Here is a 16,604-nt window from a genome sequence, read left to right on the forward strand (position 1 = left end):
TTTTACTTTACGTATGAAAATGTTACCTAAAATAAACTCGTTTTTCAAATTACTTACAGGGAAGATTTGAATTCTTTTGGTGAAATTCCAAATTTATTCTTAAAAGCCGTAGAAAAATAGTTTGGTGAAGAAAATCCAAGTGAATAAGCAATCTCCGAAATATTCATTTTATTAGACTTTAAAAGTTCGGCTGCTTTCTCTAATTTGACATTATTTATATGATCACTTATATTAATTCCTATAATTGCTTTTACTTTTCGATATAATTGTACTCTGGATACACTTAGTTTATCCGCTAAATCTTCAACAGAAAATTTAGGGTCTTCAATATTCATTTTAATGATATTATTCATTTTTGTAATGAACAATTGCTCCTGATTTCCAAACCTGGATTCAGGTTCTACCCGATAAATGTTATTGGTATAATAATATCGGAGTTTTTCTCTATTGAAAAGCAAACTGGATATAGATTGTTTTAAAATCGAAAGACTAAAAGGTTTTGTCAGGTATTGATCTACACCACTCTGTAAACCTTTTAACATTGATTCTTTATTACTTTGAGCGGTTAATATAATTATAGGAATATGTGAGGTACGTAAATCCTTTTTTAATACTTTGCTAATTTCATAGCCATCTTTATCTACTAAATTAATATCACAAATAATTATATCGGGAACAATTTCCAGTGCTTTTTCAATAGCATCACTACCATCTGAAGTATACATCATGTATTCATTGGATAATTTAGCCTGCAAAAAGAAAACTAAATCATTATTATCTTCAATAAGTAAAACAGAATGTTTTTCTGAATCTGTTACTAAATTGAAGTCTTTAAAATCGGATTCAAGTTCTAAACTATCAGTAATTATATTTTGAGCTATGTTTTTATTTTCTACATTTTCAACAATTTCAGATGCATCTAAATGATCATTTCCTTTCATTAAAGTAATAACAAATTCAGTACCCTGTTTTGATTTTAAATCTATGGTACCATGATGTAACAAAACAAATTCTTTCGATAAATGCAATCCTATTCCTGAGCTGTTTTTATTATTATTCGAAGCTCTAAAAAAGGGTTTAAACACATTAGATAATTCTTTATCCGGTATTCCAATTCCTGAATCTTTAAAACTAATGTTAACTGTATTATCTTGATTTTCGGCTATAGAAATATTTATTTTACCATTATCAGGTGTAAATTTAAAGGCATTTGAAAGCAAATTGAAATAAACTTTATCCATCAAACTTCTATCAATAAACAACTCCAAATTTTTATTTTTACAACTAAGTTGAAAATCAATATTTCGACGTATTGCTTCTCCTTTGAAATTACTCATTACATCATTAGTAAAATCATAGATTTTAATTTTTGATGCTCTTAAAGTAAATTTTTGCTCTTCAACTTTTCTAAAATCCAGTAATTGATTGATTAATCGCAATAATCGGTTAGAATTTTTATAAATCAGTTTCACTTCTTCAATGAGTTTTGTTTCTTTAATCTTATCATTTTCAATTAAAGATTCTGTTGAACTCATAATTAAAGTTAGTGGTGTTTTAAACTCATGCGAAAGACCTGTGAAAAAATTGAGTCTTACTTCATTAATTCGTTTTATTTCCTCTGCAAATTTTTCAATTTCATTTCTTTGACTAATAATCTTAGCGTTTGTTATTTCAAGTTCTTTCTTTTTTCTACTTATTATTATTCGGGAATAAATGCTATGTACCGCAAATAAAAATATAATGAGACTCAAAATAATTAAAGCTTTTAAAAGATTGCTTTGACTACTATATTTTTCTAATTGTTCCTTAATAAAGTGCTGTTGATTTTCTATATCTGATTGTTGCAACGATATTTTATCAAATTGGCTACTCATTATTTCTGCATTAAGAGTATCAATTAATGTCGTATTAAGTTTATTGAGCTTAGGAACTATTTCTTTATTTTTTATTTTTAATGCTAATTTTATTGCTTCAGCTCCACCTGTTGGATACAGTATTGTACCAGCCAAAACACCTTCTTTGACAAGTTCTAAACCTCCATTAGGACCATTTAGCCCATCAACGCCTATGAACTTAATTTTATTATTGGGTTTTTTCTTTTTAGAAATTCCCCAAGCATTGTAAGCGATAAAATCATTAAATGCAAATACATAATCAATGTTAGGCAAACTATCTAAAATCTTAACAAACTTACTTTGGGGAGAATTAAAATCATCTGCGTCTACGCTTATTTTATGTATACCTGGGAACTTATCTAAAATCTGTTTGAATCCTTTACTCCTTTCTAAACCTGGCGTAGTTATCGATTCTCCTCTAATTTCTACAACAGTAGCATGTCCTTTAGATAATGAAACGATCTGTTTTCCAGCAATCTTGCCTACTTCAACATTGTCGGCTCCTAAAAAGGCCGAATAATTTAATGTATTTACTTTTCTATCTACAATAATAAGTGGGATTCCTTTTCTATTTGCTTTTTCAATTACCGGAATAATTGAGTCTGATTCATAAGGTGCAACTATAATTACATCCATATTTTGCTCAATCATTTTTTCGATATCCTGAATCTGTTGTTTTACTTTTCGATCGGCATTATAAATAGTTAACTTAACATTTGGATGAAGTGAAGCCTCAACTTCCATAGCATGATCCATTGATTTTCTCCATAAATCATTATTAATAATTTGTGAAAAACCAATGGATATAGTTTCTTCATTTTCTTTTGACGAATTGCATGAGTTTAACAAATACAAAAAAAATAATATTGCTACAATAGTATATATTCTTGACATAGTTTTGATGATTTTTTTTAAAAGAATATTAGATAATTAATTTAGATGCATATCTAAACAGAAAGATTTAATCCTCCTGAATTCAAATTACTTAATATGAAACTAATAATACTATTTTAAGTAATTGAATCTTGAAGTAACTGTTATTTTGAATTAAAATAACTATTTAGAAACTCTGGTGATAATGACAAATGTATAAAAAAATACAAATTTTTAATATGTATGTACTTTTAATATCATGACAAAATAATTTTTTCCTCATCAACTTAACATGACGCGATTATTTATATAGATATCCTTAAAAAAAACTACTCTTTTAAATCATAAAGAAACTTATTTAAAAACTATATAGTAAGAACTAAAAACACAAAATGCCAAACCGTAAAGTTTGGCATTTTGGGTTTTTTCAAATATTTAGATTATTTTAAAAATTATTACCAAAAAACAGAATAAAGGGCTACTAATACTCCACAAATAATCATTGTACCCACTGCAAAACCTCTGCTTACATTAAACATTTTACTATCAATTTCTAAACCTTTAGCTTTGCTGCCATTTTTTTCATCGATTAAACTAATCATAATCATCAGTAATACACAAATCACAAATACAAATCCCATTCTGTCCAAAAATGGAATTTCATAAACCATCGATTTGTCTTCCTGTTCTACTAATGTTGCAAATCCAGTGCTGCTTAGAAACTCCAGATTCATAATATTAGGCAGGAATTTAAAAATTACCGACAATACAAATCCTCCTATCGTTGCAAATAAAGCGGCATTAGAACTTGTTTTTTTCCAAAAGAAACCTAAAATAAACATGGCAAAAATCCCCGGACTCACAAAACCGGTATATTCCTGAATAAACTCAAAACCTCCTTTTTTATCTATCCCTAACATTGGCGCAATAAGCACAGCAATAAGCATTGAAACTAAAACCGTTATTTTACCTATCTGAACTAATTTCTTTTCAGTAGCATTTACATTTAACTTGTTTTTATAGATATCTAATGTAAAAATGGTTGAAATACTATTTACTTTACCAGCTAATGAAGCCACTACTGCTGCAGTTAAGGCAGCAAAAGACAATCCTTTTAATCCTACAGGCAACAAATTTAATAACACAGGATAAGATCTGTCCGGATTCATAACACCATCAGGACCTAACATTTCTGTTTGTAAACCTCCTTTAGCATAAATAACATATGCTGCTATACCCGGCAATACCACGATAACAGGCATTAATAATTTTAAAAATGCAGCAAATAAAATCCCGCTTCTGGCAGTTTTTAAATCTGCTCCTAAAGCTCTCTGAGTGATGTACTGATTACAACCCCAATAATTTAGATTTACAATCCACATTCCTCCTAATAAAACTGTCAATCCCGGTAAACTTGGGAAATTAGGATTGTCTTTTTTGAAAATCATATGAAAATGATCACCGGATTGATTCATCATATAATTGAAACCTTGAACGATACCATTTTGTCCATTTAATTCGGCTACTTTATCTAAGGCCAAATAAGTAGTTACTAATCCTCCAAAAATCAGGAATACTACCTGAACTACATCGGTATATCCTATTACTTTCATTCCTCCTAATGCAATAACGATGGCAAAAAAAGCCAGACCGTACATACAAAGCGTTAAGTCAATCCCCGAAATACCATTAATTGCCAATGCACCTAAATAAAGAATAGAGGTTAAATTCACAATAACATACAGCAACAGCCAAAATACAGCCATAATCATTGCCACATTTTCATTGTATCTTTCGCTCAAAAACTGGGGCATTGTATAAATTTTATTCTTTAAATAGACCGGAATAAAAAATACGGCTACTATAATTAAGGTCAATGCCGCCATCCATTCGTAAGTAGCAATAGCTAACCCCATTTTAAAACCGTTACCTGACATAGCAATAAATTGCTCTGATGAAATATTAGAAGCGATTAATGACGTACCGATAGCCCACCAGGTTAAAGAACCCTCTGCTAAAAAATAATCGTGAGATGCCGAAATTGATTGTGTTTTTTTTCGAATATAAACCGAATAACCGTATCCTGCTACAATAAAAAAGTAAACAAGAAACACCATGTAATCGGCTAATTGAAGTGAATTCATAAAATTATTGAGTTAAATTGTTTATGGTTTATAAATTTTGAATATAAAAAAGGCATCAGGATTACTATCCTCCTGATACCTTTTTAGGAATTTTGATTCTGACCGTTATTACTATCAAATATATTAGGGTTTCATGCAGCCAGATATTTTTTCGGATGCATCATTCTTACTAATAAAATCCTATAATTCCAGTCTGAATTGATTGTAAATATTTTAAGAGTTTTTATTATTAATTAAAAAGAACAGTATGAGCTTTTGCTACTCTTTCCTTTGAGTTCACTTTTTTAGCAGTAGTATACTCCACGCCGGCATATATCTTTACATTCCCGGTATAGTTCATTGAAAAATCAACATTCTCCTGAGTTGTTGTTAGTACCCCATTTGCAAACGTATTAGCAGTTCCTTTTCCTGAAAAATTCACCTTGTATTGCTTGCCATTTTCGGTTACTGTAAAAACACCTTCAGTAGGTTTTATACTTATACCATTCGCAACACGCAAACCTTTATCCGTTGAAGTGATATTAAGCCCCAACAACGATTCGCCCCAAGGCGTATAGGTAAAAGCCGTTGCTGATGAGTAATCACCAAGCATATAATCCCCTTTTGCAAGTTTCTTATCTACAGAAGAAAACAATTCAAAATAAACCACTGCTGCATCGGTATTTGTACCTGAAAGCGTCTCGGAACGGGCAGAAAAATCAACATTGTAAGCATTTCCTCTTTTGCCGTAATTTTCCAAATACGCTTGTGACAATACGATGGTTTTATCGCCTATGGTTAATGCGCCTCCGTTTGTAGTGCTTTGTGAATCGACTGAATCACTTGAACAAGAAAAGAAAGAGCAAATTAAAACCAGCGAAAATAATTTTACTATAGTATTCATAATAATTCGATTTTTTAAAATCCTTATTTATAAAGCAAAGGAGGCAAAGACAAAAAGCTTCGCCTCCTTACATTATACTTATTTAATGATAAATTTAGTAGACATTCCCGTTGTAGCACTTTGGATTAAATAATAACCTGAAGGCAAATCACCAACTGAAATCTCAGTTTCATACTGTGATGTATTTATTTGTTTTAAAACAGCTCCTGTCATTGAAACAATACTTACATTATCTTTTTCAACTGAAGATTTTAGTGTCACACTATTTTTTGTAACTGTTGGGAAAGCATAAAATTCCTGCAATTTTTTCCAACGTGCATAAACCGACACATTAGTTGTCTGAGTTGCATCAAAACCAGTGATTTCAAACATATGCTCGGCATCAGTAAACCAACCCATGAAACGATATCCTCTACATTGTGGATCTAACAACTTGTAAGTTGTTCCGATTTCAATTGTTTTCAAATTAGAATTAATTGCCAATTTAGGCATATTTAAGTATGATACCGTATAAGTTGTAGGCGCCGCATTGATTGGTCTATTATTACCGCCATCACCCCAAAAAGCATACAAGGTTTGTGTTCCTGTAGCAGTTGCTGCAATCGATTTTATTACTCCAGGTACTGTTGGCGAATTTGACCAACCAAAGAAGATATAGCCATCTAATACCGGAGTTGGCAATAATGTTACACCACCTTGTCTGTATTCTACCGGTACAAGACCTGTTATAGGCTGCCCATCAATTGAATTTAAATAGGTAATTGGAGAAAATGTAGCCGTTGTTTTTAACCATCTTGGATCTCCAATAGCTCCAGCTGTTGAAGAAGCCGTTGCAAGAGGTGAATTTTTAGAAAAACTAAAATCTCCTAAAGCTGGATTTGGAAACACCAATGCAGTAAGTCCTAATCCACTAACTGTTTTCACATTAGTTTCTGATTTAGTAAGAGTCCCTTTTACTAGAACAGAGGTAACCCCATCCACTAAATTATTATCCAAAGTAGCTGTTCCTGCCCCACTAGCATGGTTTGAATAGAACATATAAGTTGCTTTTGGACTATCCAACTTTTGTTGCATCACATTATTCTTGAAATTATAGACAGAAGCCGAAGCATAAGGATTATTCACATACACTAAAGCATTCGTATCCATACTACCTACATTGTAAATGGTATTACTTTCTACCTGAACATTGATTGCTTGAGCTGTATTGGTACTGTTTTGCAATACAATGAAGTTCAATGCTTTATCAAAATTGTAAATCGTTGAATTTTTCACTGTGATTGCTTTTACCAAATGTGCATCCGGTTGGATAAAATTATACCCATTTACAGCCAATCCGTCAATAATACAATTGTCAATAGTTACAGCATCAATTACATTTTCGCTATTCCCTTCGGTTACTAACAAACTTTGCTTAATTCCTTTGATTGTAGCATTTTTGATTTCAAAAGAAGAAAGACTGGCACCGTTCTTAAACTGTAAGAAATTCGAATTGGCATTAGTCAAATCGATCGCTACCCCATCAAAACTAAATCCAGCTTTTGTTATAGTTGCATTGTCTGTATAGAATGTAGTTGCTAAAATTGGCTTAGCACTTCCATCTGGTACAAAACGATATTTATTATTTGTAATAACCAATGGCGTTGTCGAAGTATAAGTCCCTGCTGCCATAATAAATTTACTACCATCTTCAGCTTTATTGTATTTCTCAACAAAGTCAGTTGGATTAACATAAACATCTAAACTACCGTTTTGATTATCTGTTATAGTTTTTACAATTCCGTTTAAATACACTTCTAAATTAGTATATTTTCCATCAAGGGTTGTTAAATTACCATCTACAGCACTGTTTGGATTTAAACCTTTTTCGGTTTCCCAGCTATCAGGCATCCCATCCCCATCAGTATCCACAGGTGCAGGTGCCGTAGGTAAAACCGGCCATCCGCCCGCTGCTGATGGTGTATCGATATAACCATTAGTACTACCGTTACCACCATTCATAATAGTTGCATTTCCATTACGGGTATCATTTACAGCTCTTTGATCAACCTCATCTCTATATAAGCTTGCTCCAACATAATTTAAAACTAATTCATAGGCCTTAGTTGCACTATGAGTCGTTACCTCACCTGGTGCATGAGGAGTATCAGTACGCATAGCTGCTTTATCAGCATCACTAACTGGTAATTGACTACCGTGAAACTGATTATACACTCCATAAGTCCAGTTATCCTGAGTAGCCCTTTGTGAACCTACTACATAATTACCATCAACATAAAATTTACCCCAAATACCATACAAAGGAGATGTAGGATCTAAACTTCTACCGGTAGACAAAATACGTTCAGTAGTTGAACTGGAAGTACCTGGTCCCGGTTTCCAATAATTATTTACCAAATTCACATTCATTGCATCACCACCATAACAGCTATTCAATCCCCAGTTGTAAATAACATTATTACGCACATCTAATAAACCTTCCAGCGGCACTGTTCTTCCGGCATATTCTCCTAACCTAGGATTACGGCTATCGTGGTGTGCTAATAAATTATGATGGAAGGACGCTTTTAAACCTCCCCAAATTCCACCATATCCATGAGCTCCCTTAAAGTGAACTGAATTACGCAAACTTTCAGAAATCACACACCATTGCATCGTGAAATTTTTATTTTCATAAAATGATGCCGCTTCATCAGTAGACCAGCTCACCGAACAGTGATCAATCATAATATTCTCTTGGAAACGACCACCAAAGGCATCATTTTCTACAGCGTGAGTATCTCCCATTCTAAAGCGCATGTAGCGCACAATGATATTATTACCACGAATTTTAACATTGTAATCCTGCAAACAGATACCTCCACCAGGTGCTTGTTGTCCTGCAATAGTAGTATTGTCGTAAATACTCAATTCACTTAGTAATTTAATATTTCCGGAAACTTTGAATAAAATAATTTTTGGACCACTTGTATTAATCGCTGCACGTAAAGAACCAGCACCAGAGTCATTCAAATTAGTTACATAAATCACTTTACCGCCACGACCTCCGGTTACATATTTCCCATAACCTTCTGCTCCCGGGAAAGCAGGAATTGTTCCAACAACACCACCTGTGTAAGCTGACGTAATTTCAATTTTTCCATCACCAGCGAAGTATTCCGGATTAGTTGTTTTGTCAAAAGAACCCGAAGTATAATCCACTCCATTAAGTGTCAACTTTTGAACATTCAAGATCGTATTTAATACTGCTTTACCATTAATTATATTTAATTTTAAATTAGCTCCAGCAGCTCTTTCATTACTAAAAATCACATAATTCCCTTTGTCAATATTAATAGTTCCCGAACCAAAAGCATTAACTGATGATCCTTCAATTACACTAATATAATCAAGAGCTGGATTAGAAGTATTCTTTTTAGTTAAATCCCAAGTACCATTAAATTCAGAGTTATCTCCTTTTAAAAATAATACACCTGTATTTGGAATTGTACCTTGTCCCGTATTCAAACATATCACATTACCATTTCCGGAAACAGGCCCCATCAAAGTCATTGTTGTTTGATCAGGAGCACTAGACATCATTTCGAATTTCACATTTCCTGAAGTCACAATAGGAGCTTCTAAAGACATTCCCGTAGTACCACTGTAATAATAAACGCGAGTACCTTCTTTAAAAATTAATTTACCCGTTGCCTTATGAGACCCTCTTAGACGTAAAGTTCCTGAACCAGAGAAAGTAATATCCCCTAAGAAAATAGTAGGAGTCGTTTCAATTTCTTTAGTCACAGATACCTGTTTCCCTGCTTCCGGGAAAACAGCTGGATTAAAATTGGTAGCTACATCCCAGCTTTTACTTGTTGTAGCTGTATATACATAATCAAAATTTGTTGGAGGAGTAACAGGATCTGCCTGATTGTTACCACCTACTCCCCAAAAAGCATAAAAAGTTTGCGCACCTTTAGTAGTAGTTGCAATTTCTTTGATTGTATTTGGTACAGTCGCAGAAGTTGACCATCCATAGAAAGTATATCCTTGCATAGCCGGGGTTGGTAGTGTTACCGCTACACCTTCTGTATAAGATACAGGAGATAAATTAGCGATTGCTACATTTCCAACTGAATTCATATACGTAATAGTTGATGTCACTGGGCCACCAACAGTAACTTTAGATAAAGCACTTAAACCACCATATGCATTGGCTGCCTGAACCGTATATTCATGAGAACCTGTAAGTGTTTCAGTATCTGTATAAGTAGCATCTGTTGTAATAGCTAAGAATTTTCCATCTCTACAAACCACATAACAAATTGCATATTGATTAGCATTCCAAGTCAGTGTGTTATTTTGTCCGATTACCAAATTTACAGGAGCAGCAATTTGTTCTACTATTTCAAGCGGATTCCATTTATCAGTACCACTTAACACATTTTCAATCGTGTAAACATCGGCTTGCTCTTTTGTCAAAACGGGATTATAATTTCCTGTTGTTGGAACTCCATTTACAGTAAATACATTGGTTCTGTTATCGGTATTTACCTTTACTCCACTTCCATTAACACTATTGTATTCGGCAAAAATAGCAGGAACTGTACCCATACTTGCCCAACCAGCTGTATTTGGTTCTACTAACATCTTTGTATTTAAATACACAGCTCTTGGTGAATTTTGCCAAGGACGCCCTAAATAATAACTGGTTGCTGCCGAAATAGTACAATTATTAAAAATATAACCATATTTTGTATTTGCATCGTGATTTGGAGCTACCAGATAACCTGCAGCTACCGAAACCAAATTACATTGCTCATACCAATGTGTTCCTCCTCCACAAATAAAATCAACATCTCCTTCAATGGTCGAATTATAATAGAACGTTCTGTTACCACCTGTAACTTCTGTATCCTGCTTACTTCTTAATCGTACACCATTATAAACATTACGGTCACCCGCTGGATTTATTGCAGGACGTTGCCCTGATGTAGTAATACCATCTTTGTGTTCGATGGTTACATTTTCCATGTATAAATCGTTAGCCTCAATTGCCAAAACTGCATTTTTAATTCCCCATCCCGGATTCCCCTGAAGAATAACCTTATCTTTTGACTGTGCAATTAAGGAAACATTATTTTTACCAGAAGGCAGTGTTAATAACACGCTTTGCGGATTGGTTCCGTCACCACCTAAGTTATAAGTCCCATTAGTAATAAAAACCAGATATCTGGTTGCGGAATTACTCGGAGCTTTAGTAAAAGCTTCTGCTATAGTTTTTACATATTTTCCTGAAGCTACCTGATCATCAGTTGCATTAGCATCTACAATTAAATCAAAGTTACGCTTAGCAGGGATTGGTTTCTGCATCGTTGTAAAAGATAGATTTACAGCTGCTGCATTGTTAGCTGATAAATCCTTAACAAATCCCGCAGGTAAACTAAAAGTATATTGTTTGTTATATTCTAATCCGAAATAACTAAACTTTACCGTTTTGTTTACAAACTCAGCGGTCAGATTTTTTCCATTTAAAGTTGCTTGTCCAGTACCTAACTGAACTGATTCGTCATAATTTAATATAATTGTTCCACTGGCACTAGCTGTTGTAGCACCTTCAACAGGAATACTCGATTGTAATACCGGAGCAGTAGTATCCACTACTAAAACCTCATCGGCTTTTACTATAATGTTAGAAATAACTGTAGCTGTTACATCTACTGCACTACCATGAGTTGGTCCATTAACATTAGGAAACCATCTCAAATAAATTTTTTCTTTTCCTTCAGCTTCAGCTGGAAGTACACCCCCTATAGAAGTAATAGAATTGGTATTGATAGTTGTCAAACTGGAAACATTGACAAAATTTGTACCATCCAATGAATATTGAAAAGTCCATTGATCTGCACCATAATAATAACCTATTAAACCAGAAGACACATTAATATTTTTATAGCCTACTGTAGATAATGTAGTCATAAAATAAAAAAACTGTCCACGGTCAGAATTCCAAACTGAAAAACCATTTTTTCCACCTCTGTTTTGTAATCTCACATTAGCTGCTAAAGTGTTATCAGAAACATGGTAACCAAAAAGTTGTGGTCTGTTTTCCACCTTAGAATACAATTCAGCAACCCTTGGATGTGCGTATTGATCATCTTTAAATGTCCAACCCGCAATAAAAGGCACATTAGCATAATTAGCCGTAACTGTTGAATTGTTATTCATGGTTACTACTTTACTCGTAGTAGTGGATCCATCATCCCAATTACTGAATTTTATCACATCATTTTCTACCGCTGTAATTGTTACATCTGTTCCTTTTTCATAGACAGCAAAAGCGCCGTCTTTTCCTGCAGGGCTAATGGTATAATCTCCTAAGCCATAAGCTCCTGCTTTATTTACAGTTAATGTAAAAGTCTCTAAAGTTTCATATTCGGCCACTAAAGTAGTGTTTGCCGTCATAGTAAATGTATATGGATTAGCTGTCGAAATTGTAGTCCCGTTAGCATCTTTCCATCTTGTAAATTTATAACCAAAGTTTTTGTTAGCTGTTAATGTTACTGCTGTACCCTGATTAATTTGAGTTCCCCCAGGGTTTGCTGTAATTGAACCTCCCGCAGTTGGACTCACTGATGTTGTAAGAGTATAAAGTACTGCATTAGGGTCACTTGTTACTTTTTCAAAATAATCTACATTAAATAAATACCCCGTACTAGTAGGGTGTTTAAACACAAGATACAAATCATGAGTACCTGTCGTAGAAGTGATACTGGTCGAAAAAATTTTATAATCACTAAAAGAGGTACTTCCGGATACGGTAGCCGTTCCTATTAAAGTTCCATCTACGGCATCCAATCTAAATTCGATTGTACCACCAGTAGCACCTGCCGCTTTTACATCAAAACGGCTATCGTATTGATTAAAAACATGCCCGGTAAACTTAATCCAGGTGTTATTTTTAATATAACCCACATTTCCGGTTCCGGAAAGCGTTGCATTAGTTTCTGCCCTTGCTCCCGAAGCCTGATTAAAAGTCTCGGCTTCAATACGCTGAACAGTCTGCGAAAATCCCATTACTGAAAACAGTATCAGTAATAGGGAGATAAAGTATTTTCTTTTCATTTTTTGGTTTAGTTTAGTTAAATAGTTTTTATTTCCTCCTTAATTAAAAATTTGAATGATTTCAAACTGATACTAAAGGTTCATTAACTTAGTTTAAGAGTTTTTTTTAGTTCATATATTTAAGTTTTTAAGAGTTAGTAATTTTTTTTATTATAAAAACCTTCTAAAGCAATCCAACAGGACTGTTTTACTGGATTATTTTCACCTGGTTTTTAACGGATTCTTCTAATTTTACTTTATCAAAAACAATTTTATTAGCAGTTGATTGCAACGAAATGGCTTTTGTTTCAGCTCCTCCTACCCAGAATAATTGGTTTTCTCCGCTGGCTTTAAAACTTTCAATTTTTACATTTTGACTATTAGAAATACTAGCTGCAATTCCCGGTTTGTCTAATCTTAAATCGATATTTTCAAAATCAATTTTATTGGTATAATTCATTTGGATACCAATATCTGAGCGAATAATCATATTTTTAAATTGCAGATTTTCAACAGGCATTTCCGGAATTCCCATAATTTTCAAAGCTTGTTTGGCTCCGTTGACATAAATGTTTTTGAAGTACATATTTCTAAATGCCGGAGTAGTTTCTGAAACTGGCATTTTTTCAACAGTCACTTCGCCTGTTTGCGGGTCTTCGTCAATGGCTTTTCCAAAATAGTACAGATTGAAATTGATAGCATCGGTTGGGATATTGTTCATTCGGATGTCTTCCATCCAAATATTTTCAACCACGCCTCCTCTGCCTCTGACGGACTTAAAGCGCAAGCCACAATCAGTACCGTTAAACGTTAGATTTTTAACAAAGAGGTTTTTAACTCCTCCTGACATTTCACTGCCAATTACAAAACCACCATGGGCATGATAGACTACACAATCCTTAATGACAAATAACTCAGATGGTTTTCCTCGTTCCCTGCCTTCTTTATCTTTTCCTGATTTGATGCAAATGGCATCGTCACCAACATCGAATCGACAATTAGTTACTGTTCCTACTCGACAGGATTCTATATCCAGTCCGTCACCATTTTGCGAATACCAGGGATTACGGATCGTTAGATTGCTTAAAGTCAAATTTTCACACATCAGCGGATTGACATTCCAGGCCGGGGAATTTTGAAAAGTTACACCATCCAACAACAGCTTTTTGCAATTAACAAGACTTACCATTACGGGACGCAATGATTGTTTATACGGTTGCATATTTTCAACAGTAGGCATTTTAGGCAATTTATTTTTTTCTTCATTGCCGATATATGCACCTTCTGATGGATACCAAATTTTACCGTCCTTAGACAAAACACCTCCAGATTTGATCAATTCTTCCCATTGGCCTGCGGTCATTTTACCAATTTTAACCGGACGCCAGGCAGAACCATTTCCATCAAAAATACCCTGACCGGTAATGGCTATATTCTCTAAATCAATTCCCATGATAGGAGATTCACAACGAAGCACCTTATTTCCCTCAAAATAAGATTCTATTAGTTGGTACTGATTTAAATCACTGGTAAATGAAATGAATGCACCGTTTTGGGTATGCAGATTCACATTGCTTTTCATTTTTATAGGACCGGTAGTCCATAAACCGGCAGGAATAACAACTACTCCACCACCGGACTCCGAGCATTTTTGGATGGCGTTATTAATCGCTTTGGTGCAAAGTTCTTCGGTGTTTGGAATTGCCCCAAAATCAACAATATTCAAAGTATCCGCTTTGAACCTTGGAATCTGTACCTCAGGCATTTCAAAAGGAAGCTTCGTGGCTACAATTGACAGAGTACTTTTGGGCTTAGCTGTATTTTGTGCAAACATCTTATTGCTACCGGAAATAGCCGAAAACAGTACTGTACCAATAAGAATTGTTGTTTTAATTTTTTTCATATATAAAAGTTATTTTCCAGCAGTCAAATTGGTTTTTGCTTTGTTATTTATTGCTTTTTGCTCACGCAAATTTGTTGACAATGCTGTTTTCTTAACTTCATTATCACTTTCTACCCTAAACCAATCATAATCAGCATAACTGCTATCGTTAATAGCTTTAGTTCCCGTGGCAAACAGCCCTATTTTTGCTCCTACCCAACGCCCTGCACGTGGCGTAAATGTTTTTCCAAATGCTTTGAAAGTCTTACCATCAGTACTGTAATAAAAAGTGACTTTTCCATCAAATGGTTCTGTATTTTGCAGCATTTCAACCTGAGTACGGAAATAAATATTTTTTTGGTCAATAGCAACAGAAGCTATTTCGGTTTCCAAATCTTTAGAAGTACGGGCATCTTTCAATAAACGCTGCACCAATTTCAATTTACCGGCTGCATCCTGTTCAATAGCGATATAGGCGTAATCTTCACCAAAAACAATCAACCCTGTACCGCATTCTTTTGCATCGGGATTGTTTTCAAATGTTAATTTGGCTGTAGCTGTAAAATTATCCCCGGGAAACTTTTGCAATAACAAGTTGGGCATATTCCACATCGTTTTCATATTCTCCTGACGCGGAATACAATTCAAACGCATGAATCCCAAATTAGCCGACAGCCATCCCCATTGTTCACTTGGATTTTGATTAGCCTGCCATTGCCATTGCAAACCGTATCGATGTCCGTTGAATTCATCAGAAGATACTAAAGGCGTAGCCGGATAATTTTTGCCAACATTGGGTTTTGTCCATTCAGCAACCGGCTCGCCGATACCGTCTTTATTTTTATCGGTTCCCATAATAGGCCACCCCCCTTTCCAAGTAACGGGTTGTAGATTAACAATACGGCCAAATGCCCATCGATCCTGAAAATGGATGAACCATCCATCCCCATTTGGCGTTTCAATATAGCCCCCTTGATGTGGCCCGTTCATAGAGGTATCGCCCTGATGTAAAACTATTTTAGACTCATAAGGCCCCCATACATTTTTAGAACGCATCGCTAATTGCCACCCCGGTTTTACACCTCCCGCAGGAGCCATAACCCAATAGTAACCATCACGCTTGTACATTTTAGAACCTTCAACAGTAGTATGACCATTATGTCCATCAAAAACCATCGCCGGATTACCAATTAGTTTAGTACCATCTGGCGCAAGTTCTGACAACATCAAAACGGTTTTCACATTGGCGCGACTGCCTGCAAAAGCGTAAGACAAATAAGCCTTACCGTCTTGATCCCAAAACGGACAGGTATCAATATAGCCCTTACCACCTTTGACTAATACCGGTTCATCCCAAATACCCGCAGGATTTTTAGTTTTTACCATATAAATTCCAAAATCAGGATCGCCCCAATAGATATAATATTCACCATTATGGTATCTAATTGATGGAGCCCAAACCCCATCACCATGTCGTACAGCACGATAATGTTCTACCGGAACCTGATTTTGTAATGCGTATCCAATTAATTCCCAATTGACCAAATCTTTAGAATGAAGAATAGGCAACCCGGGAGAGCTATTAAAACTGGAAGCAGTCATGTAATAACCATCCTCGCCTGCACATACATCCGGATCAGAATAATCAACATGCAGAATAGGATTTTTGTACTTCCCATTTCCTAAATCGGCATTCCATCCCTGAGCATTTGCCCCTAGCGTACAAACTGTCAAACCTAATAACAGTAGTAAGTGTCTTAATCTCATTTTAAAAGTTTTTTAATCAAATAGGCTTAAAGGAGTATCCATTACGGATACTCCTTTTTAAACCTATTCTATTT

The 16,604-nt window shown here is 34.6% G+C and carries 6 protein-coding genes; all 6 read right to left on the reverse strand.

The genetic code is table 11. The features are described from left to right. Positions 1 to 53: 53 nt before the first annotated feature. Positions 54 to 2,789 (reverse strand): hybrid sensor histidine kinase/response regulator transcription factor, encoded by a 2,736-nt coding sequence (locus BLR17_RS08990; RefSeq protein WP_066329839.1) that lies wholly within the window; start codon positions 2,787 to 2,789, stop codon positions 54 to 56. 434 nt (positions 2,790 to 3,223) lie between these two features. Continuing rightward, positions 3,224 to 4,912, reverse strand: coding sequence for a sodium/sugar symporter (locus BLR17_RS08995; protein WP_066329837.1), 1,689 nt, complete (start codon positions 4,910 to 4,912; stop codon positions 3,224 to 3,226). A 229-nt stretch (positions 4,913 to 5,141) separates the two neighbouring features. Beyond that, the gene (locus tag BLR17_RS09000) at positions 5,142 to 5,795 is read right to left on the reverse strand and encodes a hypothetical protein (protein ID WP_066329835.1); all 654 of its coding nucleotides are present in this window, start codon (positions 5,793 to 5,795) and stop codon (positions 5,142 to 5,144) included. A gap of 78 nt (positions 5,796 to 5,873) precedes the next feature. Continuing rightward, a complete protein-coding gene (locus BLR17_RS09005) occupies positions 5,874 to 12,902 on the reverse strand; it encodes a pectinesterase family protein (RefSeq protein ID WP_083189563.1) in 7,029 nt (2,342 codons plus the stop codon). A 187-nt stretch (positions 12,903 to 13,089) separates the two neighbouring features. Next, complete coding sequence (locus tag BLR17_RS09010) at positions 13,090 to 14,784, reverse strand: glycoside hydrolase family 28 protein (protein WP_066329830.1); 1,695 nt, start codon at positions 14,782 to 14,784, stop codon at positions 13,090 to 13,092. A 9-nt stretch (positions 14,785 to 14,793) separates the two neighbouring features. Then, entirely contained in the window at positions 14,794 to 16,530 is a 1,737-nt protein-coding gene (locus BLR17_RS09015; protein ID WP_083189560.1) for a glycoside hydrolase family 43 protein, read from the reverse strand. Positions 16,531 to 16,604: the final 74 nt, after the last annotated feature.

Origin of the sequence: Flavobacterium glycines (assembly GCF_900100165.1) — a bacterium.
Lineage (GTDB): Bacteria > Bacteroidota > Bacteroidia > Flavobacteriales > Flavobacteriaceae > Flavobacterium > Flavobacterium glycines.

Excerpts from the sequence above, each read along its gene's own strand:
- BLR17_RS08990 (WP_066329839.1), bottom strand. The coding sequence starts at position 2,789 with ATGTCAAGAATATATACTATTGTAGCAATATTATTTTTTTTGTATTTG.
- BLR17_RS08995 (WP_066329837.1), bottom strand. The coding sequence starts at position 4,912 with ATGAATTCACTTCAATTAGCCGATTACATGGTGTTTCTTGTTTACTTT.
- BLR17_RS09000 (WP_066329835.1), bottom strand. The coding sequence starts at position 5,795 with ATGAATACTATAGTAAAATTATTTTCGCTGGTTTTAATTTGCTCTTTC.
- BLR17_RS09005 (WP_083189563.1), bottom strand. The coding sequence starts at position 12,902 with ATGAAAAGAAAATACTTTATCTCCCTATTACTGATACTGTTTTCAGTA.
- BLR17_RS09010 (WP_066329830.1), bottom strand. The coding sequence starts at position 14,784 with ATGAAAAAAATTAAAACAACAATTCTTATTGGTACAGTACTGTTTTCG.
- BLR17_RS09015 (WP_083189560.1), bottom strand. The coding sequence starts at position 16,530 with ATGAGATTAAGACACTTACTACTGTTATTAGGTTTGACAGTTTGTACG.